This is a genomic window from Indioceanicola profundi, assembly GCF_003568845.1.
GTDB classification, from domain to species: Bacteria; Pseudomonadota; Alphaproteobacteria; order Azospirillales; family Azospirillaceae; genus Indioceanicola; species Indioceanicola profundi.
Genome location: NZ_CP030126.1, coordinates 1,740,133 through 1,762,131, shown reverse-complemented (window position 1 = coordinate 1,762,131; position 21,999 = coordinate 1,740,133). Strand labels below are relative to the sequence as shown.

20 protein-coding genes are annotated in these 21,999 nt (G+C 66.2%); 7 read left to right on the top strand and 13 right to left on the bottom strand.

Annotated features, from left to right (window positions below; all coding sequences use genetic code 11):
* The first annotated feature begins 99 nt into the window (after positions 1–99).
* Positions 100–624 (top strand): cell wall hydrolase, encoded by a 525-nt coding sequence (locus DOL89_RS08400; RefSeq protein ID WP_119678737.1) that lies wholly within the window; start codon positions 100–102, stop codon positions 622–624.
* Between the two features lie 259 nt (positions 625–883).
* Positions 884–1,327, top strand: a complete 444-nt coding sequence (locus DOL89_RS08395; RefSeq protein WP_162937400.1) for a cell wall hydrolase — start codon at positions 884–886, stop codon at positions 1,325–1,327.
* A gap of 37 nt (positions 1,328–1,364) precedes the next feature.
* Here DOL89_RS08395 and DOL89_RS08390 read toward each other — a convergent pair whose 3' ends face one another.
* The 7 genes from DOL89_RS08390 to DOL89_RS08360 form a co-directional block, all read right to left on the bottom strand.
* Positions 1,365–1,898, bottom strand: coding sequence for a cell wall hydrolase (locus DOL89_RS08390; protein ID WP_162937399.1), 534 nt, complete (start codon positions 1,896–1,898; stop codon positions 1,365–1,367).
* Between the two features lie 97 nt (positions 1,899–1,995).
* Entirely contained in the window at positions 1,996–3,252 is a 1,257-nt protein-coding gene (locus DOL89_RS08385) for an RNA polymerase sigma factor (protein WP_162937398.1), read from the bottom strand.
* Complete coding sequence (locus DOL89_RS08380; RefSeq protein ID WP_119678733.1) at positions 3,242–3,589, bottom strand: YciI family protein; 348 nt, start codon at positions 3,587–3,589, stop codon at positions 3,242–3,244. The genes DOL89_RS08385 and DOL89_RS08380 overlap by 11 nt, the downstream gene beginning before the upstream one ends.
* Before the next feature lie 128 nt (positions 3,590–3,717).
* On the bottom strand, positions 3,718–4,416 hold the full coding sequence (locus DOL89_RS08375) for a glutathione binding-like protein (RefSeq protein WP_119678732.1): 699 nt from the start codon (positions 4,414–4,416) through the stop codon (positions 3,718–3,720).
* Between the two features lie 141 nt (positions 4,417–4,557).
* Positions 4,558–7,446 (bottom strand): ATP-binding protein, encoded by a 2,889-nt coding sequence (locus DOL89_RS08370; RefSeq protein WP_162937397.1) that lies wholly within the window; start codon positions 7,444–7,446, stop codon positions 4,558–4,560.
* Positions 7,447–7,530: 84 nt separating this feature from the next.
* Positions 7,531–9,030, bottom strand: coding sequence for an SAM-dependent methyltransferase (locus tag DOL89_RS08365; RefSeq protein WP_119678730.1), 1,500 nt, complete (start codon positions 9,028–9,030; stop codon positions 7,531–7,533).
* Between the two features lie 117 nt (positions 9,031–9,147).
* Positions 9,148–9,675: a DUF523 domain-containing protein gene (locus tag DOL89_RS08360; RefSeq protein WP_119678729.1), complete on the bottom strand. Its 528-nt coding sequence runs from the start codon at positions 9,673–9,675 to the stop codon at positions 9,148–9,150.
* 302 nt (positions 9,676–9,977) lie between these two features.
* On the opposite strand from DOL89_RS08360, the gene DOL89_RS08355 reads away from it, so the two are divergent.
* Together DOL89_RS08355 and DOL89_RS08350 are read left to right on the top strand one after the other, a co-directional pair.
* Positions 9,978–10,433 carry an RT0821/Lpp0805 family surface protein gene (locus tag DOL89_RS08355; protein ID WP_119678728.1) on the top strand — a complete coding sequence of 152 codons (456 nt, stop codon included), beginning with the start codon at positions 9,978–9,980 and terminating at the stop codon, positions 10,431–10,433.
* A gap of 28 nt (positions 10,434–10,461) precedes the next feature.
* Positions 10,462–11,733, top strand: coding sequence for a serine hydrolase domain-containing protein (locus DOL89_RS08350; RefSeq protein ID WP_119678727.1), 1,272 nt, complete (start codon positions 10,462–10,464; stop codon positions 11,731–11,733).
* Positions 11,734–11,802: 69 nt separating this feature from the next.
* On the opposite strand, the gene DOL89_RS08345 is transcribed toward DOL89_RS08350, so the two are convergent.
* A complete protein-coding gene (locus tag DOL89_RS08345; protein WP_119678726.1) occupies positions 11,803–12,117 on the bottom strand; it encodes a hypothetical protein in 315 nt (104 codons plus the stop codon).
* Positions 12,118–12,434: 317 nt separating this feature from the next.
* Between DOL89_RS08345 and DOL89_RS08340 the strand changes: the two genes are divergently transcribed.
* On the top strand, positions 12,435–14,123 hold the full coding sequence (locus tag DOL89_RS08340; RefSeq protein ID WP_119678725.1) for a methyl-accepting chemotaxis protein: 1,689 nt from the start codon (positions 12,435–12,437) through the stop codon (positions 14,121–14,123).
* Between the two features lie 78 nt (positions 14,124–14,201).
* Here DOL89_RS08340 and DOL89_RS08335 read toward each other — a convergent pair whose 3' ends face one another.
* The 4 genes from DOL89_RS08335 to DOL89_RS08320 all read right to left on the bottom strand — a co-directional run bounded on the left by DOL89_RS08335 (position 14,202) and on the right by DOL89_RS08320 (position 18,854).
* On the bottom strand, positions 14,202–14,885 hold the full coding sequence (locus tag DOL89_RS08335; RefSeq protein WP_119678724.1) for an orotate phosphoribosyltransferase: 684 nt from the start codon (positions 14,883–14,885) through the stop codon (positions 14,202–14,204).
* A gap of 176 nt (positions 14,886–15,061) precedes the next feature.
* The gene (pyrC, locus tag DOL89_RS08330) at positions 15,062–16,120 is read right to left on the bottom strand and encodes a dihydroorotase (protein WP_119678723.1); all 1,059 of its coding nucleotides are present in this window, start codon (positions 16,118–16,120) and stop codon (positions 15,062–15,064) included.
* A 95-nt stretch (positions 16,121–16,215) separates the two neighbouring features.
* Complete coding sequence (locus DOL89_RS08325) at positions 16,216–18,393, bottom strand: xanthine dehydrogenase family protein molybdopterin-binding subunit (protein ID WP_119678722.1); 2,178 nt, start codon at positions 18,391–18,393, stop codon at positions 16,216–16,218.
* A 14-nt stretch (positions 18,394–18,407) separates the two neighbouring features.
* The gene (locus DOL89_RS08320; RefSeq protein ID WP_119678721.1) at positions 18,408–18,854 is read right to left on the bottom strand and encodes a (2Fe-2S)-binding protein; all 447 of its coding nucleotides are present in this window, start codon (positions 18,852–18,854) and stop codon (positions 18,408–18,410) included.
* Between the two features lie 207 nt (positions 18,855–19,061).
* Between DOL89_RS08320 and hisS the strand changes: the two genes are divergently transcribed.
* Positions 19,062–20,423 carry a histidine--tRNA ligase gene (gene hisS / locus DOL89_RS08315; protein WP_119678720.1) on the top strand — a complete coding sequence of 454 codons (1,362 nt, stop codon included), beginning with the start codon at positions 19,062–19,064 and terminating at the stop codon, positions 20,421–20,423.
* A gap of 66 nt (positions 20,424–20,489) precedes the next feature.
* Complete coding sequence (locus DOL89_RS08310; RefSeq protein WP_119678719.1) at positions 20,490–21,149, top strand: EF-hand domain-containing protein; 660 nt, start codon at positions 20,490–20,492, stop codon at positions 21,147–21,149.
* A gap of 12 nt (positions 21,150–21,161) precedes the next feature.
* On the opposite strand, the gene DOL89_RS08305 is transcribed toward DOL89_RS08310, so the two are convergent.
* On the bottom strand, positions 21,162–21,758 hold the full coding sequence (locus DOL89_RS08305) for a LysE family translocator (RefSeq protein WP_119678718.1): 597 nt from the start codon (positions 21,756–21,758) through the stop codon (positions 21,162–21,164).
* Positions 21,759–21,999 lie beyond the last annotated feature (241 nt).

Here is a 21,999-nt window from a genome sequence, read left to right as displayed (position 1 = left end):
GCCTGATGGAGACGTTTACCACCTTGTGTCACAGCATCCGTAACAAGCGCAGGCCCCGCACGTTGATGCTCCACCGTTCAACGACGATGGAGGTTGCGGATGCGCGCCATGTTCGTGCTGGCACCCCTTTCCCTCGCAGCCCTGCTTCCTGCGGCCGCGCTGGGAGATGATGCCGCTACGCCGGAAGCCCAACAGTGTCTGGCGAAGGCCGTCTATTTCGAAGCCCGTGGCGAGGATGAAGTCAGCCAGCGCGCCGTTGCCGATGTGGTCATCAACCGCGTTGAGCATCCGGATTTCCCCGATTCTGTCTGCGAGGTCATCCAGGACGGCGGGGAGAAGCCGCCGTGCCAGTTCTCCTGGTGGTGTGATGGCAAAAGCGACGACCCTACCGAGCCCGAGGCCTGGGAGCAGGCGCAGTCGGTGGCACAGGAGGTCATCCAGGAGCCGGAAAAGGACGTGACCGACGGCGCGGTCTTCTTCCACTCCGCCGGCCAGACACCCGCCTGGGGAGACGAGATGGAGCCGGTCGGCCAGATCGGAAGCCATATGTACTACCGGGCGCCCGAGGATGATGAGGAGCTTCAGCAGGCCGAGGTAACTCCTCAAGAGACGCCGGAGGAATAGCTGGAAACTGCTGTAATGAAATTGCGACCCGCCCCTTTAGATAGTGGCGGTCCGCTCCCGGACGAGGTAGAGGGCAAGGAGCGCTAACGAGCCGGAGCTCCGGGGGATGCCCAAATCCCTGCCTCTTGCCCTTTCCCTGTCTGGCTTACTTGTCCTGGGACTGACCGGCTGTGCGGAACAACTGCCGATCCGGACGGGTCCATTGCAGGCTCCGCAGGTCACTGCGATGCTTCTTCCCCCGCCACACCCGGAGCCCGCCGTGGACCAGGAGCAGGCGGAGGTCGATCCGGAAGATGCGGAATGCCTTGCCCAGGCGATCTATTTCGAAGCGCGCGGCGAGCAGGACGCGGGAAAGCGCGCCGTTGCCGCGGTGGTGCTGAACCGTGTCGCCCAGCCGGAATTCCCCGATACCGTATGTGGTGTCGTCCGCGACGGCGGGGAGAGGCCGCCTTGCCAGTTCTCCTGGTGGTGCGACGGGAAGAGCGATGCGCCGACTGACGAGGTCGCCTGGTCGGAGGCGCTGTCCGTCGCCAACGAGGCGCTGCAGGGTCTGGAGAATGACTCGACGGAGGGCGCCCTGTTCTTCCACCACACCAGCGTCCGGCCCGGTTGGCGGCGCGTTTTCCAGCGAACCGTGCGCATCGGCCCGCATATCTTCTACCGTGTTCCGCAGGAAGCGGACACCGGCGGGGAGGGCGGTTAGGACACCGCCCCGGTGAGGTTGCGGATGGCGGCCGGGTTCAGATCTGGTCGTCGGTCACAGGGCGGTAGTAGATGTGGTCGTCGATCTGCGCCGTCTGCCGGAAAACATTCATCCAGTCCGGTGATGTGTCGCGCCGATGGAAGTACATGGCGCCGTTCGTCGGGTCAGGATGCTTGTGCTCGAACATCTCCCTGGCGATGCGCTTGGCATCCATCCAGGCATCCTGCTCCTCGATTTTCTCGGCCTGGCCATCGCACCACCAGGAGAATTGGCAGGGCGGAGTCTCCCCGCCCTGGCGGACGACGCCACAGATCGTATCCGGGAATTTGTCATGGCCGACCCGGTTCATGACCACCGCCGCGACCGCGCGGCGGCCGATCTCGCTCTCCCCGCGTGCTTCGAAATACACGACCTGGGCCAAGCACTCGATTTCCGCTTCCCGGAAGGCGATCTCCTCTGGAGAGGGGCCGGGCGGAGGTGGAGGGGCTGCAGGAGGGGGCGGGGGCGGCTTTGCGGCGCAGCCGGCTACGAACAGAACCAGTGCCAGAAAGGCAAGGATGCGCCGCGTCATTCTCTCCCCCTCATCAGACCAATGCGCGAACGCATAGGGGGTGAAAACTGTTCCGCTCTTATTCCGGATGCTTCGTACGAGCTGCCAACCCCGCGGATCAAACAGCGGACAAGCGTTCCTCAAGCAGGCGGCGGGACGGTTCCGAGATGGCGAGGGCAAGTGCGGAGCGGAGATGGGCTCTGGCCTCTTGTGGCCGGTCCGCCCGGCGGCAGAGTTCGGCAAGCGTAGCATGATAGAGGGGATAGCGCGCCAGCCGCGGGTCTGCCTCCAGCCCTGCCAGCGCCGCCAGCCCTTCTACAGGCCCCGCCGCTTCCGCCAGCGCCACCGCCCGGTTCAGCGCGACCAGAGGTGACGGGTGGTGCCGCATCAGCCTGTCATAGAGCGTGACGATTCGGTTCCAGTCCGTCTCGGACCAGGTGGTCGCCGCTGCGTGGGTTGCGGCAATCGCCGCCTCGACATGCCAGCGTGTTTCCTCTCCGCCCTGCATGGAGCGGGCAAGGTGGCGAAAGCCGCGGGCAGTAAGGTGCGGGTCCCACGCGCCCCGGTCCTGGCGATCAAGCGGCACCAGCAGCCCGTCCGGCCCGGTGCGCGCCGGCAGGCGCGCCGCCAGCAGGCAGAGGAGGGCAGCCAGCGCATGTGTCGCCGGCCGGGCTATGGCAGGGTGTTCCGCGGCTAGGCAGGCCAGGCGCACGGCTTCCATCGCCACGGCGGCGCGTATCAGCCTGTCGCCCTCCAGCGCTTCGTAGCCGCTATTGAACATCAGGTACAATGTGCCCAGCACGGGAGGCAAGCGGGCGGGAATCTCCTCCGGTCCGGGAATGGCAAACGGCACCTGCGCCTTGGCCAGGGCTGCCTTGGCCCGAACCAGCCTCTGGGCAAGTGTCGGCTCCGGCAGCAGGAAGGTCCGTGCGACCTCCGCCGTGCCCAACCCGCAGACCGTCCGTAACGCCAGCGCGATCTGCGCTTCCGCCGACAGGACCGGGTGGCAGCAGGCGAAGACCAGCCGCAGCCGGTCGTCCTCCAGCTCCCGCGCGAAGCAGGGATCGTCGGCGGCTTCCATCGAAAGGGCGTCGGCGATCTCCCCCGGCGTGACCGGGGCCTGGAAACGGTTGCGGCGCAGCCCATCCAGGGCCGCGTTGCGCGCTGCCTGCCACAGCCAACCAGCCGGGTTGGCCGGTACGCCCTGGAACGGCCAGAGTTGGAGGGCCTTCAGCAACGCTGTCTGTACCAGCTCCTCCGCCGTATCCAGGCTGCCGGTCAACCGGGCCAGACTGGCCGTCATCCGGCCCGCCTGCACGCGGAACAGGTCGGCCACCAGTTCCGGGATACCGTCGGCGGACGGCTCACAGCTCATGGATCTGGCGCAGTTCGATCTCGCCGATGGCAAGATGCGGGCAGTCGGCGACCAGACCTTCCGCCTCCGCATAGTCCGCGGCTTCTATGATGAACAATCCGCCGATCACGTCCTTGGCCTCGGTATAGGGGCCGTCCGTGACCAGCAGCCGTCCTTCCTGACGCTTCAGGCGTCTGCCGCCCTCATCCATCAGTTTTTCACCGCCGATAAGCCGCCCGGCTTGTGCCAGCTTGGCCGACCAGGCCATGTACTCTTCGATGCACGCCTGCATTTCCGCCGGGGAAAGGGCGGCGGTCGCGGCAGGAGTCTCGCGCAGGATCAGGACGAACTTCGCCATCGGGCATCTCCATCGCACGGGCGGCGGAACTGCCGCCCTCTCCCGTGACGAATGGAGTTTGGCGCAATCGACAGGGGGAGAAAACTTTTCTAAGAGGGGCAGCCGGCTCCCCCGCCCGGCAACTGGCATCAGCCCTGCTGCTTCTTCCCGAACATGTTCTCCCGCTCCTCGTCACTCAGGGGCTGTCCAGCCGGGCGTGCGGAGTCCTTCAGCAGGTCCAGCCCGCGGTGTACGGCAGGCCGCGCCGCGATCTCGTCGATCCAGCGCTTCACGTTGGGATAGTCCGACGTGGTGATGCCGTAGCGCTCATGCAGGCGCAGCCAGGGGAAGGTTGCCATGTCGGCAATCCCGTATTCATCGCCGCCCAGGAACCGCGCCTCGCCCAGCCGCGTGTCGGCTACCTTCATCAGGCGCTTGGCCTCATTGCCGTAGCGCTCCACGCCGTAGGGGATCTGCTCCGGTGCGTAGAACATGAAATGGCCTGCCTGACCGAACATCGGACCGACACCGCCCATCTGCCACATCAGCCACTGGATGTGCGTGTACCAGGTAGCCTGATCCCGGGGCCGGAACTTGCCGGTCTTGTCCGCCAGATAAATCAGGATGGCGCCGGATTCGAACAGGGTGATCGGCTTTCCGTCCGGACCGTCGGGATCGACAATGGCGGGCATCCGGTTGTTCGGGCTGATCTTCAGGAAATCCGGCTTGAACTGGTCTCCCTTGCCGATGTCCACCGGATGGACATCGTAGGCGAGCCCCATCTCCTCCAGCGCGATGGAGACTTTATGGCCGTTGGGTGTCGGCCAGACATGAAGCTGGATCGTCATGTGTCTCTTGTCCTTGAGGCTGCAAAAAGGAAGTAGGGGCTATATGGTGTGCGGCAGGCGCGGATTAAGCCCGCCTGGGGCAAAGCTCCGTCGCCGGGACGGCAACAATCCGGATGCCGGATCATCCAGCCAAACCTGCCCCTACTGTCCCAGTGCAATGGCAAGGGCGGGGTCAGTGGTGAGATCGCCGAGTTGTACGGCGCGGAGCCGGACCGGCAGGCGCAGGGTGAAGCGGCAGCCCTTGCCGGGCGTACTCGCCAGATCCACCGTGCCCTGCAACGGGCCGGTCACCACATTGTGGACGACATGAAGACCCAGGCCGGTGCCGCCGCTGCTGCGCCGGGTGGTGAAGAACGGCTCGAACGCCTTGGCGCGGACCGCGGCGGTCATGCCGACGCCATTGTCGGCCACCTGGAGTTCCAACATCTCCTCGCCCTGCTCTCCCATCACAGGGGTGGGCCGCACGGCTATGGTCAGGGCAGGGGACGCGATCCCGTCGAAGGCATGGCTGACGGCGTTCTCCACCAGATTCGTCACGACCTGAGCCAACAGGCCAGGGTAGGTGGTCAGGCGCAGGCCCGGCTCCCCCTCCACCGACAGGGCGATCCCGCGCGGACGCAGCAACGGCTGCACGGTCGCGGCTACCTCGCGGAGGTAGTCGGTCAGCTCCACCTCCCGCGCCTCGTCGTTGGTGCGGTCCGCCGCCACCTGTTTGAAAGCGCTCACCAGGTTGGCGGCGCGCTTCGCGGTGGTCAGCATCAGCGAGGCGGTTTCCTCCGCGGTGCGCAGATGCTGAAGCAGGTCGGACTTGCGGAGCTGCGCCCGCGCCAAGCGGCCATTGATGCTCTCGACCTCTTCCATCATGTGGGAGGCGAGGCTGAGCAGGATGCCGATGGGCGTGTTCACCTCATGCGCTACCCCCGCCACAAGCTGGCCCAGGGAGGCCAGCTTTTCCTGCTGCACCAGCCGTCCCTGGGCGTCCTGGAGAGTCGCCAGCGCCTCGTCCAGCGAGCGGTAGGCCTGGGCATTGGCAAGGGCAATGGCGCCGTACGCTGCCAGACTGCGGACGATCCTGTGCTCACGCTGACCGAAGGCGTTCGGGCGGTCCTGCTGTACCGACAGAACACCCAGAACACGCCCGCCCACGGCAAGGGGGCAGTAGATCATGCTCAGCATCGGGCGTGTTCCGGGGACATGCGCCCGCTCCCCCGCGCCCAACGACCTTTCCACCAGAAGTTCCCGGTTCTCCCGTACGGAGCGGGCGGAATAGGAATCCGGGTTGGACAGGGCTATGGAATAGGGCGGCAGCGACATGCCGTCCTCAATCCGGAACTGGATATCGATCCTTTGCCGCGCCTCGTCCAGCAAACCGATGAACATGCAGGGCGGGTCGAGCAGAACGCCCAGCCGTTCGCGCAGGGTCACGAGGATGGCGTCGACATCCAGGCTGGCCGTGATCGCCTTGCCGGCGAGTCCGAGCTGTTCCAGTGCCTGGTTCGCCTGGTCGAGCGCCATCGCGCGCTCCGTCTCCGTCCTGGCGAGGGCCTTCATATGGTCGGCCTCGTCACGCGCCCGCAAGGTCTCGAAGCGGGCCTGCATGGCGGCCAGCCTGTCAGCGCTTTCCTTGTTGAAGGTACGTTCCCAGGAGCTGCGAGCGAGGCGCTCATATTGAAGGGCAAGCTGGAAGTCGCCCACCGCCTCATAGTCCGCAGCCAGTTCGGAGAGCAGATCCGGCCGCATCGCATAGCCCGGAATCGACTGGCCGACCGCCATGGCCTCTTCCAGCAGTGCAATCGCCTCGCGATGTCCTTCAACAGGACTCCCGGCGAGGCGCCGCCGTGTCCCGGCCAGCGCGTGCAGCGCCACGACCTGTTCCAGGCGGTTGTCGCGCCGGCGCGCAATTTCCAACGCCTGATCCAGCCTGTCCCGCGCCTCCTCCAGCCTGCCCAGCGCATTGCAGGCGCGGGCGGTGCCAAGGAGGGCAAGGAGTTGGACATCCTGCTGGTTCCCGAGGGTCGCGTTCTCCAGAGCCCGCGAAAACCAACTCGAAGCCTCCTCGGCCTCGCCCATTTCCAGGCAGGTGTTTCCATAGGTCACGCATGCGACCTGAAAACGGCGGGTTCCGGAAAACCTCTGCAACTCGGTCAGCGCATCCAGATACAGCGCCCGGGCCTCCGCTTTGTGGCCGATCCGGCTGTGCGTGTGCGCCAGTGAGGAGAGCGCAGCCCCTCTGGATTCGGGCCAGCCCGTCGCTTGGGCGATTGCATAAGCTCGCTGCTTCCACTCCATGGCGGAAGCATAGTCGCTGATGTTGGTAAGAACGCTGCCGATCAGGTTCATGAGACCGATCTGCAGCCAGACCATGCCCGCCTGCTCCGCGGGGCCGAGGCCAGTCTTGGCGGTCTCAAGAGCGGCGAGGAGATCGCTTCTGTCCCTCTGAAGGAAGGCCTCGACGAATGCGCCCAGTGCCTGGGAGGCAGGATGGCGCAAACCCCCGAGCGCCGCCATGCCGTTCCAGTATTCCCGCGCGGATGCGGTCTCCGACCCGAGACGGAGGTCAATAGACCTGATCTCGACGAACTGCGCCCGGACGAGGTCGCCCGCATCCAGGAACAGTGCGCGTGCTGACTGGAGACAGGCAAGGGCGCCGCCCGTATCGCCCCCGAAGAAGAGCCGCTCCGCCTCGCAGGAGAGGGCATCCCCTTCGCCGACCCGGTCGCCTGCCGCCTGGAAGTTCTCCATCGCCTCGAGAACGAGGTCGCGGGACCTGTCCAGGTCGGCGAAGAGGCGGAACGCCTCTCCCCGGACCAGCCGGAGCCGGGCAGAGGCGGAACCCGCCTCTGCCCCGTTGAGGAACGGCAGGAGTTGCTCTGCCGCATCGGCCAGTTCGACCGCCCGACGCGTATTGCGCTGCCTCAGATACCAAGCCAGTTCCACGAGCACCCGGGCGCGGGAATCCGGACCCGATGGCTGCGAAAGCAGCTCATTCAGGGCGTCAACCCGGTCCGAGAGCCCGTGGGAGTCGATCATCGGCATCCAAGGCGGCAGTTCAGCTTTCATACCATGACAGAGGCGGCCCCGGCGAGCATGCGAACCGAATGCCGCCTCCGGCCGTCAGCGCTGGTCCTCGTCCGCGACACTGACATCAGAATCGCTCGGCGGCACATTTTCGGTGATGTGCAAGTCAGTATTGCTCATCGGAATATCCTCGGTAACGCTGAGGTCGGTATCGCTGGACGGTGCATCCTCGGTAACGCTCAGATCGGTGTCGCTGGGCGGCACGTTCTCGGTGACGTTCAGGTCCGTATCGCTCGACGGCACATTTTCGGTGATGTGCAGATCGGTATTGCTGGGGGGCACGTTCTCAGTGACGTTCAGATCGGTATCGCTTGGAGGCATGCCCTCCGGAGCATCCTCCTCCGTCATCGACACGTCGGAATCCGATGGCGGAGGATTGCCGGGCGAGGCAGCCCCGCGGTTCGGCACCACCATGGCTGACACCAGCCGCGAGACATTGCGGGACAGAAGTGCCTTGCGTTCCGCATCCGTCAGATAGGGGAAATTCTCCAGGAATTGCTCCGGCGCATCCTCGAACGCCCGGCTTGCCGCGGGGTCCAGGGCCAGCTTCGTGATGACGTTCAGCAATGCCGGCGAAGCCAGATGAGCCTTGTAGTGGGGAGACCGCGCATGCTGCGCCAGGGCTTGCACCGCCTCCGCCTCAAGCGGGCCGTACTCGGAGATCGGCGCGCGGCGGGCGGCGGCGGGATTCAGCACCCACTGCGCGCCGAGCTTCTCGGCCATGGTCGGATCTGTATCCAGGACGGTTCCCGGCGGAATATACAAGGTGCTGGCCGGATGGACCGACGCCAGGACGGCTGGATCGCGATAGGCGCTGAGCCGACGTCGGATGAGCTGCGGAGCTACTCCGGGCAGGGAGGCCGCGAGATAAAGCACGGTGACATGGTCGGGGCCGTAAGTCTCGATCAGCCGCTCGAACAGGATAGCCCGCTTGTTGTTGCGGAAGCCGTGCGCGAAGTTGTAGGCGGCATCGCCCACCGACCCGACTTGCAGGATCACCACATGGCCGGAGGTAACGAGCGGCCGGTTGCGGAGCAGCAGGTCCGTGGCCTCCAGCATCTGAAGCCCGCTCTGGGCAGGATCGATCCGAAGGTCGGCGAACAGCGTGTCGGTCGAGGACACCCCGGCGAGCATCTCGGTCGGATAGCCTTCCTTTGCCGCCACCGCCAGCGCGCGCCGCGCCGGGTCGACGAAGAACCCGGGATGACCGTAGAACACGCCAACGACGGTCCTGCCGGCGCGCACCTCCCGCAGCATGACCTCGGCCATCTGGATGTAGGTGATGCGTCGGCGCTTGTCGTCGCCATAATATTGGGACAGGTCTATGGCATTCGGGTTCAGGTCACGGATGAACGCGGCGGACGCACCATCAATCACCTTGTAGAAAACAACGTCGGCGTCACGGATGTGCGCGACCGTTTCCTGGGTGAAATGGGCGACCGCCTTGATGCCGGAGCCCACAATCGTCAAGCGTCCCTTGCCGGCTGCCGCCCCTTCCGTCTGGGCGGACTTGGGCGAGATGCCGCCGTCCATCATCTTCCGTCTCCTATCCTGGCAATCTACCGACCGCGTTGGTTAACTCGATCGAGCATTCCCGGATAGGTTAGGCGATGATTGTTCTTTGCGAAACAGGTATTAGAGATCGCGCTATGGTTAGGCGGTTGCTGAGCCTGGACCAGCTCCTTCGAAGCTTGTGGTGGCGTGCAGGGCCGCTGCAAGCTCACCGATACGCTCCTCGGAGAAGACCTGTATGCCATGGCGGCGGAGCAGCGCAGCGGTGACGCCGGAGCCCTGATGCCGCGATCCATCAAAGCGCCCGTCATGGATGAATTCCGAACCGCAGCTTGGGCTGCCCTCTGTCAGCAGGGCAAACCGGCAGCCATGTAGTCTCGCGGTTTCCAGAGCTTTGCGCGCGCCATCCAGAAACGCCTCGGTCACGTCGCCCCCGGTTTTCTCCATGACGGCCGCTTGCCCATCCAGCACGCTGGAACCATCGGCCCCGTTCGCGATCTCCGCCGGTGGTCGGGGCACGGGCAGTCCTCCGGCGAGCTCCGGGCAGATCGGAACAAGGCGTCCTTCGGCCTGCCATTGCTCCAGCAGCGCATGGGTGAGGAGCTTGGGCCGACCATCGTACCGGATCGGCCGTCCCAGGAGGCACCCGCTGACGAGGATGGATTTCATTTCTTCACCCGGCTCGATGCAGGAGCTAATGCACTATCACTCCGTTGACGCGCTGGCGACCCGCTTCAGCTTTGATCCGTGGGCGTGCCCTATTTCGGGCACATGCGCCCGATAAGGTCACCGCCCGAAAGAACAGCGGGTGGCTCCGATGGCATTGAACAGTGCGGCTGCGGCATTCCTGATGCCGGCCGGACAGGATCGGAAGGATCGGGGGCTGCAATCATTTTGTGCCCTCCCTTGCGCAACGGGCGTCGACTGCGGCAAAGAGGGATGGACGTCACCATTCAGAGTTCTCGGCCGCCATGAGCCGCACCGCATCCATCCGGTCCTTCAAAAATTTGATGCCGCAGATCAGGCCGGTCCTGACCGGACTTGTCCTGGCGGGTCTTCTGGCGGGGTGTGCCACAAAGGAGCCGCCGGCGCCGCCGGCTCCGCCCGTGCCTACGGTGGTCCAGACGGACATCATCCTCACGCCGCCGGACGAGCAGGCGCTGAAGGTTGCCATGGACCAGCTTTTCCTCGTTCAGCCCAACCGCACCGTTCCGTGGATCAGCCCGGAAACCGGTCTGGCCGGAGCGGTGAAGGTGCTTCGCGACGGGTTCGACGACGAGAATCGGCCCTGCCGGGAATTCCACTCCGTCATCACCCGCGGGAATCTTTACAAGCACTCGATCGGCTTTCTCTGCAAACAGTCCGCCGGCGGGTGGGAGGTGGTGGACGTGCAGACCTACCCGCTGTACCGGCACGGCGAAGTGTGAGCAGCCCGGCGTCGGGGAGGCGTGACATATGAGGCGCTTCCTGCCTGCCGCATTCGGAGTCGCCGTGCTGTTGAGCGCTGCTGGCCTGATCCTCTGGCTGCGTACGGAGCCTGGAACAGCCCCGGAGCCCGTATCCGGCCAGCCGGTCCGCATCGACCTGACCGAGCCTGAGCCGATCGCTCCGCCGCCAGCGCCCGCCGGGCCGGCGACAGTGGAGGTGCCCGGGACCGCCGGACGCATCATGCCCGTCGCCGCTCCCGAAAGCGCGGTCCTCACCGCAGAAGGGGAACGGCTGGTGCTGGATTTCGCCCGTCGCACCGGGACGGAGGCGCTGCTGATCTGGCAGGGCGGGGCGTTGCAGCTGGAGTTCTACGGGGCAGCGACTCAGCCTTTCGACCGGCTGGACGGGCGCGGGCTGCAGGCCGGGCTTCTGACGTTGCTGGCCGGACAGGCCGTGCGTGATGGATACATTCCCTCGCTCGAGGACCCGGTGGTCCGTTGGATCGGGGAATGGAAGGACGACCCGCGGGGCCGGATTACCCTGCGCCAGCTCCTGCAGGGCACCAGCGGGCTGGATCTGCCTGCCGGCGAACCGGTCATGGACGATACTTTGGCCCGGACCCTGTCAGCGCCGCTGGCGGCCGCGCCGGAGACCCGGTTCGCACCAAACCTCATGGAAATGCAGGTTCTGGGACTGGTCCTGGCCCGTGCCGCGGGTCAACCTCTTCCGACCTATCTGTCGGAGCGGCTGTGGCAGCCGCTGGGAGCGCGCACGGCGGAGATGCGACTGGGGGCGGACGGCACTCCTGTGCTGACCTGCTGCTTCGCAGCAACTCCGCGCGATTGGTTGCGTATCGGTCTTCTGCTTCTGGAAGGGGGAGCGGTCGCGGGGCAGCCGCTCGTGTCCACTCCTTGGGTGGACGATGTGCAGCGGCCCACGCCGTGGTCCAGGAACGACGGAACCCGCGTCCGCCTGGCATGGCCATTCGATCCCAAGGGGCCGTTGCAGGCCAGCGCCGCCTTCCGGGAGCCCGATACGGTGTTCCTGACAGGCGATGGGGGGCAGCGGATCTATGTGGCGCGCGGGGCCGATCTGGTGATTTTGCGCCTGGGCGCCGAGGTCGAACGATGGGACGAGGCGGAGCTTCCGAATCTGGTCGCCCGTCATCTGGAGGTGCAGCAGGCGAGGCCCCGCAAGGCAGGAGGCGATCTGTCTGGAATTGAGCTTCCGCCCATCACCACGCCGCCGCCCATTCCGTCGGTAGAGGCCGTGCCCCTGGACGCGCCCGCCGCCGAATAGAAGGATCGTTCCGCTGAAGAAACAACCGCCGCTCCTGGAAGCAGCGGTTGTTTGTATCTGTAGCCCCTCTCAGCGGGACTTGAAGGCGCGCAGTTGCTTATTGAAGTCGCTGGCGAGCTTTTCCATCTGCGACGACGCCTCGTTATAGTCGCGCGTCCAGTCACGGCCAGCGCGGCCGCGATTCTCATTCTCCAGGCAGGCGAGATATTCCTGGGTCTCCGTCACGTAGGTCCGGAGCGCCTGCTGCGCTGCAACCATGTCCGCCTCGGGAGCGGTGGCGCCGTCCGGAATAACCGGGGGCGCGCTGAGGACGCAGTCGGCCTGCGATGCTGTCGGAATGCCAAGGGCCAGGGCCAGAACGGCCAGTGCGGTCAGCTTTCTCATTTTACCCTCCTGTTGCCTGCCGACGCCCCGGCACGGGCACTCCTGCCGTTGCGTCACCCCGAAAAGCTTATGTGCCTACATAAATGTAGTTACATTAAGGGGTACTGCTATGCGAAAGTGACGACAGGGTTCAAGTCTCAACCGACTGGATACAAGGCCCAAGACGATAAGCTAGGGCTAATGAGAACCCCGGAGGATTGCACCCAAAGTCGAGCGCGCGCATAAACCATACTAAAGATACCGCCAAGTCGGGTAAGGGCCGTCCAGAGCTTCAGGTCCGACGGCAGGGCAGGCTGAGCACGAGGAGAACATCGGAGATGAACACGATCACCGCGGGAATGGGGGGCCGTCTCAAGGGCGCATCGGGGCCGACGGCTGCGTTGTTCGCCAGTTGGTCGGTCAGCCGGAAGATTACAGTTGCCGTCGCCGGTCCCGTGATCATCGGGCTCGGCATCGTCATCCTGCTGAGCGCGACGTTCATGCGCAGTTCGATGCTGGACCAGTCTGTCCAGTCCCAGACCCAGGTGACGGAGATGATGGCGGCCCAGATGTCCGCCGCCGTCCGCTTCAAGCAGGCGATGGCCGTCTCCGACGCCTATACGGAAACCGCCAACGCCGAGGGGAGCGCCCTTTCCAACCTCAAGGTCTATGACAATGAGGGTGAGCTTCTGGACCAGTATCCGCCGCAGGACAGCGGACAGGCCCAGATTTTCACGGATCACAAGATCCCGAACACCGTCACGGACCTGACGGCGACGGATGTGGGCTCCCACCTCATCGTCTCCGTGCCTGTGCGGGCCGGCGCGAACCGCGATCAGGTCGGCACGCTGACCGTGGCCTGGAGCCGCGACAATCTCGAGAGCGCCATCTGGGAAACGATCTTCGGCAACCTGCTGGTGGCGCTGATCGTTCTTGGCGTCCTGCTGGGTCTGTTGGTCTTCGTTCTGCACCGCCTTGTCGGTTCGCCCCTGCGCACGCTGCAGACCGCCATGACCAAGCTGGCCGACGGTGATCTGCAGGTCGCAGTGACCGGAACCGAGCGCGGTGACGAGATCGGCGCCATGGCCAAGTCGGTGCAGGTGTTCAAGGACAATGCGCTGGAAATGGAGCGCCTGAAGAAGGCGCAGGAGGAGCGTGATGCCCAGGCGGCGGAGGAGAAGCGCCGGGCCATGCAGCAGCTCGCCAACGACTTCGAGTCCTCGGTCAAGGGCGTGGTGGCGGAGCTGACCGGTGCCGCGACCCGTGTCCAGGACACGTCCGAAAACCTCTCCGCCTCTGCCGAGGAAAGCCGCGCCCAGACCAGTGCCGTCGCCGCGGCGACCCAGCAGGCCAGCGCCAACGTCCAGTCTGTCGCAACCGCGACCGAGCAGCTTGCCGGCTCGCTGGCGGAGATCAGCAATCAGGTCAACACCTCCGCCCGCATCGCTCGCGATGCCTCCTCCACGGCAGAGAAGACCAACGGCACCGTCCAGTCGCTGGCGCAGCGTGCCCAGTCGATCGGCGATGTGGTCAAGCTGATCTCCGACATTGCGAGCCAGACCAACCTGCTGGCCCTGAACGCCACCATCGAGGCTGCCCGCGCCGGTGAGGCCGGCAAGGGCTTTGCGGTCGTCGCCTCCGAGGTGAAGAGCCTGGCCAACCAGACGGCCAAGGCGACGGAGGAGATCGCGGCGCAGATCACCACCATGCAGGACGCCACCAAGGAAGCGGTGGATGCCATCCTGACCATCTCCAAGACCATCGGGGAGATCAACGACATCTCCGAGATGGTCGCGGGTGCGGTGGAGGAGCAGGACAGCGCGACCAAGGAAATCGCGCGCAACGTCCAGCAGGCCTCCATGGGCACCATGGAGGTGACCCGCAACATTGAAAGCCTGGAGCAGGTCGCCCACGAGACGGGCGAGTCCGCCAATGGCATGCTGGAAGCGTCCCGCAACCTGTCCCGCCAGTCGGACGAGCTGCGCAAGCAGGTGGATCGCTTCCTGGCGCAGGTCTGCTCCGCCTGACGGAAGCGGCCGGTCCCGGAAAAAGAAAGGCCCCCGCGCCGGACGGTGCGGGGGCCTTTTCCGTCTAGGCCGAGCCGATCAGCCCGCCGCGCCCGGCTCCTTGCCGCCATTGGCGCTGGACCAGGCTTCCGGTGCGTGCAGGAACTTCTCCACCTCGTCCAGGGTGCGGGCGTCCAGGCCGCCATCCTCCCGGGCGACGCGCAGCACGTCCCACCAGGTCGCCAGCGCGTGCAGCTTCACGCCCATGGCGTCCATCGTCTCCTTGGACTTCGGGTAGATGCCGTAGTGGAAGACCACCCAGGCATGTTCCACCACGGCGCCGGCCTGGCGCAGGGCACTGACGAAATTGACCTTGCTGCCGCCGTCGGTGGTCAGATCCTCCACCAGCAGCACCCGTTGCCCCTCCGTCAATTGGCCCTCAATCTGGGCATTGCGGCCGAAGCCCTTGGGCTTCTTGCGGATATACTGCATCGGCAGGTCGAGTGCGTCGGCGATCCAGGCGGCATAGGAGATGCCGGCCGTCTCGCCGCCCGCCACGGCGTCGAACGCCTCGAACCCGGCATCGCGGTAAAGCTGGTCGCGCGCCGCTTCGATCAGGAAACGCCGAGCCCGCGGGAAGCTGATCAGCTTGCGGCAGTCGATATAAACCGGGCTGGCGCGGCCCGACGTGAGGATGAAGGGCTGGGCCGCGTTGAAGTGGACCGCCTTGGTTTCCAGCAGGATGCGGGCGGTCTGGGTGGCGGCGGTCTGGGCGTCGATCATGGGCGGGGTCCGGTGTCGTGCGGCGCTGGGGTCGCCGGCGGGATGTTGCGTGTCCTTCCGCCACTTCTGTCGTCATCCCGGCGAAGGCCGGGACCCAGGAATCCCGAGGGCGGTGCTTGTGGTCCTGGGCCCCGGCTGTTGCCGGGGTGACGGGAATGGTTCCGTGGAGGCGAGGCTTACTCCCCCGCCATCCGCCAGTCCAGCCGCTCGCCGGATAGGAAGGGCAGGACGGCGGCGCTGCCGTCCACGTCCAGCACGTCGCGCACGGTCTGGCCGCTTCGCTCCAGCGTAATGGTGTCCGGGTTCGGTTCCAGCCCGTAGAAGCGCGGGCCGTTCAAACTGGCGAAGGCTTCCAGCTTGTCCAGCGCGCCCTCCTGGTCGAAGACCTGGGCATAGAGTTCGATGGCGGTCGCGGCGGTGAAGATGCCGGCGCAGCCGCAGGCCGTCTCCTTCGCCCCGATGGGGTGGGGAGCCGAATCCGTGCCCAGGAAGAACCAGGGCTCCCCGCTGGTCGCCGCCCGGCGCAGGGCCAGCCGGTGCTTCTCCCGCTTGGCGATGGGCAGGCAATAGAGATGCGGGCGGATGCCGCCGGCGAAGATGTCGGATCGGTTGATCATCAGGTGGTGCGCCGTGATGGTGGCGGCCAGCCGCCCGCTCGGCCCGTGCTGCCGGACAATGGCGACACCCTCCTCGGTCGTGATGTGCTCCATCACGATCTTCAGGGTGGGGAAGCGGTCCAGCAGGGGGCGGAGCACCAGCTCGACGAACACCGCCTCCCGGTCGAACACGTCCACGGTCTTGTCGGTGACCTCCCCATGCATCAGCAGAGGCATGCCAATGGCCTGCATCCGCTCCAGCACCGGATAGACCTTCGTGATGTCCGAGACACCGGCGGCGGAGTTGGTGGTGGCGTTCTGCGGATAGAGCTTCACCGCCGTCAGCACGCCGTCGCGGAAGCCGCGCTCGATATCGTCGGGATCGGTGCCGTCCGTCATATAGGCGGTCATCAAGGGCTGGAATCTTGCATCCGATCCCAACGCCTCCTGGATTTCGGCCCGGTAGGCCATGGCCTTTTCGGTGGTGGTCACCGGCGGGACGAGGTTCGGCATGATGATGGCCCGACCCAACTGCCGCGCCGACAGCGGCAGCACGGCCCGCAGCATGGCGCCCGTGCGGATATGCAGATGCCAGTCGTCGGGACGGCGGATAGTGAGGCGCTGCGGTTGTTCGGTCATGGTTGGGCTCCGTCCTGCGGGTTGCCGTTCTTTAGACCGAAGCGCCCCGGTTTGGAAAGGCGTGCGGGCGCTGGTACCAGCGCCCGTAGCCACCTCTATGCGCGGGCCTGCAATGCCTTCATGATCGGCAGGGTGCGGATGCGCTTGCCGGTCAGGGTGGACAGGGCATTGGCGACGGCCGGTGCCGTGGGCGGCAGGCCGGGCTCCCCGACGCCGCCGAGCGCTTCGCTGGAATCGATGAAGTGGACATCGACCACCGGCGCTTCGGGGAAGCGGAGAAGGCGGTAGCTGTCGAAGTTCTTTTCCACCGTCTGACCCTCGGCGATGGTCGCCGCCTCATACAGGGTGGTGGAGAGGCCTTGGACGACACCGCCTTCCATCTGGCTCTTCGCCCCATCGGGCAGCACCACCTCGCCGCAATCCAGCACCGCTGTGACCTTGTGGACGCGCGGGGTGCCGTTCTCCATCGAGACCTCCGCCACATGGGCGGACAGGCTTCCGAAGCTCTCGAAATAGGCGATGCCCAGCGCCCGGCCCTCCGGCAGGGGCTTGCCCCAACCGGATTTTTCCGCCGCCGTGTCGATCACCGTGAGGGCACGCTTGTCGCCGGCCAGCAGCTCCCGCCGGAATGCGACCGGGTCCTTGCCCGCCTCGGCGGCCAGCTCATCAATGAAGCATTCCAGGAAGAAGGCGTTCTGCGTCGCACCAACCGACCGCCAGGGCGCCACGGTCACGGGAACGTGCCGCATCGCATAGTCCAGCCGGTAATTCGGGAGCTTGTAGCGGATGTCCGCCAGGTTCTGGACGGATGAACCGTCCAGTTCCCCCTCTTTGATCCGATCCGGCGCGAACTCCATGGCCAGGGACGGGCCGCTGGTGCGGATATGCAGGGCAGTGACCTTGCCGTCCTGGTCCAGCGCCGCCTTCAGGCGCGCCATCTGGGCGGGGCGGAACCAGCCCCGCTCCATCTCATCCTCGCGCCGCCAGAAGAATTTCACCGGCGTCCCGGGCATCGCCTTGGCGCAGATCGCGGCGTGCGGCACGCCGTCATCCGTCACCAGCCGACGCCCGAATCCGCCGCCGATCTGGAGCGTGTGGAGCGTGACCTTGTCCTTCGGCACGCCGGTGGCCTTCTCGACTCCGGCTATAGCCTGGTCCTGCCGCTGGGTCGGGGCCCAGATCTCCAGGCCGCCATCCTTGAACAGGGCGGTGCAGCTCCAGGTCTCCATCGGCGCGTGGGAGAGATAGGGAACCTCGTAATCCGCTTCCACCAGCTTGGCGGCCTTGGTGAAGGCCGCACCGATGTCGCCCACATTCTTTGCTTCGGCCGCCTTCGCCGCACCCAACCCCTCCTGCATCATCGCGCTCAGCGCTTCGGAGGAAATACTGGTGTTGGGAGAGGGGGCCTGGGTCAGTTCGATGGCGTCGGCGCCCCGCATGGCGGCCCAGCTATTGTCCGCCAGCACGGCGACGCCGCCCGGTACACGGACCACCTCGCGCACGCCCTTCACCGCGCGGGCGGCCTTGTCGTCAAAGCTGACGATCTCGCCATGGAACACGGGCGTGAAGCGGGCGCAGGCGTAGAGCATGCCGGGCAGCTTGAAGTCCAGGCTGTAGACATGCTGGCCGTTCACCTTGGCCGGCAGGTCCAGGCGCGGCGTGCCCTTGCCCACATAGCGGAAGGTGGCGGGATCGCGCAGGGTGGGCGATTCCGGCGGGGTCAGCCTGGCCGCATCCTCCACCAGCTCCCCGATGCCCACCGACTTGCCGGTGACCGAGTGGGTGACCTTGCCGTCGGTGAGCGTCAGCTCGGACACCGGGACCGACATCCGCGCAGCACCCGCCGCGATCAGCATCTCCCGCGCCTGGGCCGCACCCTTGCGGATATAGGGATGCCAGCGCCGCACGCCCCAGCTTCCGCCCGAACTCATGAAACCGCCCCAGCGGTAGGAATCGGCGGGCAGGGCCGTCTCGACCGACACGTCGGCCATGTCCACGCCCAACTCGTCTGCCACGGCGGCTGCGTGGGCGGTCTGGCTGCCCTGGCCCATTTCGGTGGTGGGGGACAGGACCCGGACCTTGCCCTCGGGCGTCACGACCACATAGGCCGTCAGCATGCCGGGGGCGGCATTGGCGCCGGCGCCGGCCGCGATGGTCGGCGGCGGGGCAGGCTGCTGCTGAGCCCAGGCGGGCAGGGGAAGGGAAACGGCAACGGCAAGCCCGCCGATGCCCTTCAGGATGGCGCGGCGGGACAGGGGCGCGAAATGGTTCATGGCTCCGTCCTCCCTCAGGCCACGCCGGCGGCGCGCTTGATCGCGCTGCGGATGCGGGGATAGGTGCCGCAACGGCACAGGTTCCCCTCCATCGCCGTATCGATCTCGGCATCCGTCGGCTTCGGCGTCTCGGTCAGAAGTGCCGCGGCGGACATGATCTGGCCGGACTGGCAGTAGCCGCACTGCGGCACCTGCGCCTCAATCCAGGCCTTCTGCAGGGGATGGTCGCCGCCCAGCCCCTCGATGGTCGTGACCGTCGCCCCTTCCGCCGCGGCGACCGGGGTGATGCAGGACCGGATCGGCTGCCCGTCCAGATGCACCGTGCAGGCGCCGCACTGGGCGACGCCGCAGCCATATTTGGTTCCGGTCAGGCCCAGCATGTCGCGGATGGCCCAGAGCAGGGGCATGTCGGGATCGGCATCGATCTCACGCGCCTCGCCATTGACGGTCAATCGGATCATCGCGGGTCTCCCGGTCCTGTGGTCGGCAGAACGGTTTTGCCACAGAGCGAAGACCATGTGCACGCTTTTGCAGACGAAAATCCTGCTGTTTCCGCAAAGGGCTACGCCCGCGACCGCGACGATTCCTGTGCCGGGGCTTGGCGGGGCGCGTGCGACCCGTTAAAGGGAGGGGCAGAAACGCACCCGCGCAAATCGGACGCCTGCATCATGTCCATCATCAGCCCCCGCACGCCGCCCGGCACCATGGAACTGCTGCCCCGCCGGCAGATCGCCTTCCAGCGCATGCTGGACACGATCCGCCGCACCTATGAGCGGTTCGGCTTCCTGCCCATCGAGACGCCCGTGTTCGAGGTGGCGGACGTGCTGCTGTCGAAGTCAGGGGGCGAGACGGAGAAGCAGGTCTATTTCGTGCAGAGCACCGGCGCCATCGAGCAGGGGCACAAGCCGGACCTGGCCCTGCGCTTCGACCTGACCGTGCCCCTGGCCCGCTATGTGGCGGAGCATGAGCGCGATCTGGCCTTCCCGTTCCGCCGCTACCAGATCCAGCGGGTCTATCGCGGCGAACGGGCGCAGAAGGGCCGCTATCGCGAATTCTACCAGTGCGACATCGACGTGATCGGCAAGGACAGCCTGCCCGTCGCCTATGATGCGGAGATGCCGGCCGTCATCTACACAATCTTCAAGGAGCTGGATGTCGGCCCCTTCCAGATCAATTTCAACAACCGCAAGGTCCTGCTGGGGATGTTCGAGGCGCTGGGCATCGACGACCCGGCCAAGCGCGCCCTGGTCCTGCGGCAGGTGGACAAGCTGGACAAGCTCAGCCGGGAGCAGGTGACCGGCCTGCTGACAGGGGATGAGATCGGGCTCTCGGCGGATGTTGCCGAACAGGTCCTGTCCATGATCGGATTCGCCGGCCCTGCGGAGGAGACGCTGGCCCATCTGCGTGGGCTGAACCTGTCCAGCGAGACCTTCCGGACCGGCATTGCGGAGTTGGCTGAAGTGGTCGCCGCGCTCAAGGCCTTCGGCGTGCCGGAGACCAACTGGCGGGTCAACCTCGCCATCGCCCGTGGCCTCGACTACTACACCGGCACGGTCTATGAGACCTTCCTGACCGACCATCCCGGCATGGGCTCCGTCTGCTCCGGCGGGCGGTACGAGAATCTGGCGGGGCTCTACACCAAGTCGAAGCTGCCCGGCGTCGGCATCTCCATCGGTCTGACGCGGCTTTTCTACGTGCTGGAGCAGGCCGGGATCGTCACCGACGGACCCAGTACGGTGCAGGCGCTGGTGACCCAGTTCGATCCCGCCCTGCTGCCCGATTATCTCGCCATCGGGGCGGAGCTGCGGGCGGCCGGCATCAACACGGAAATCCAGCTTGAGCCGGCGAAGCCCAAGAAGCAGTTCGCCTACGCCGACAAGGCCGGCATCCGCTTCGCCATCATCATGGGACCGGATGAGAAAGCGCGCGGCGAGGTCACTGTGAAGGACATGGTGACCGGGGAGCAGAGCTCCATCCGTCGCGCCGACCTTGCCGCGGTGCTGAAGGAACGGCTGAATCCGGCTGTCTAGCGCGGCGGCCCGGAAGGGAGCGGCAGGGTTTCCGCCGCTCCCGCGTATAAGCGGTAGGTGCAACCCATGTCCGGCTCTGAAATGAAACACCTGCCGCTGCTGTTCCTGGCCCTTCTCCTGCCGCTCTCCGCATGTGGCGGGCGGCCCTCCATTCCCCCGGATGCGCTACGGCCGGCACCGGTCAGCCTGGCCGGGGAACGGCTGGGCCCTCCGGTGCGGAGCGAGGCGGCCTATAGGGACGCGGCCATGGGCTGGGTCGCCCGCGTGGATGCGGATGGGGACAGGCGGTTGGCATTGGCAGAGGTCCAGGCCGATGCGCGACGTTACTTCGCCACTCTGGACCTGAATTCCGATGGCATGGTGGACGTCCGGGAACTCACGCAGGTCCGGCTGGCGCAACGGGAGGTGCAGCGCACGGCGACCGGTTCCGATGAGCCTGAGAGTGTTCAGTCGCCGGACAACCTGGCGGGCGAGGCGCCCAGGCGCGACCAGCGGAACGGTGGCGGCCGGCTCGGCGCGCCGGACCCGGTGATGGCGGCCGACCGCAACGTGGATTTCCGTGTCACCGCCGACGAGCTGGCGGAGGAGGCGGGGCGGAGGTTCGCCGCGCTGGACGCCAATGGCGATGGTTTCCTGGACCAGACTGAATTGTCGGCCGCGGTGGCAAGAGCCTGGGAAAGGGCTCCTGCCATCATGCCGCGCCAGGGCCGTGGCCCCGGACGCTGAGGTCCCGCTGTTCTACAGCAGCCCTGCCACGCCGAAGGCAACGATTCCAAATGCGCTGACGATATTCAGACGGCGTATCCAGGCGGCATCTTTCAGCACCTTCGCGAGCCCGGCGCCACCCAGGGCGAAGAGCATCTGAACCGCGAGGCTGCCCAGGAACAGACAGGCGGCGGCCAGGATGATCGTGGGCGTTGCCGGGTCCGCCGGCAGGTGCGCGGTGAAGCCCATGAAGAGCAGCACCGTCAGCGGGTTCACGATGGTCAGCGACAAGGTTGTCAGGTAGGGGCGGCCGGGCGGCGGCCTTGCCCCGTCGACCCTCGGGGCGGGTGCCGTCAGCGCTCCATACAGCATCCACAGGCCGAAAACGACCAGCAGCAGGGCGGCTCCGGCCTCGATCGCCGACCGGTTGGCCGCTAGAAGGGGAGCCAGCGCCGTACCCGCGGAGAAGGCTACGAGGGCGTAGAGGAAATCGGCCGTGGCCGCGCCCAGCCCGGCCCGGATTCCTGCCCAGGCCCCATGCCGTAGCCCGGTATTCGCGATCAGCAGAGCGATCGGCCCTACGGCGATGCCGAGGGTGGCCCCGAATAGAAGGGCTGTGACATGGATCATGGCGCGCTCTGCCGGAAAATCTAAATTTCAGCCTAGAACCGGCGATTGCCGGCAGCAACGGCCACAGTGCTTCCGACGGAGGAACTACGGGTGAGGCTGTAGGCAATGTGCCCATGATGCCACATTGCCCTGGTCATCGTGTGCAGGCGGGAAATCCCGCTGAAACATTCAGAGAACATCATCGACGCGCCGCTTCGGCCGAGCGGGTGAAAAGGGCTTTTTAACCGAACCGGGCGCATGG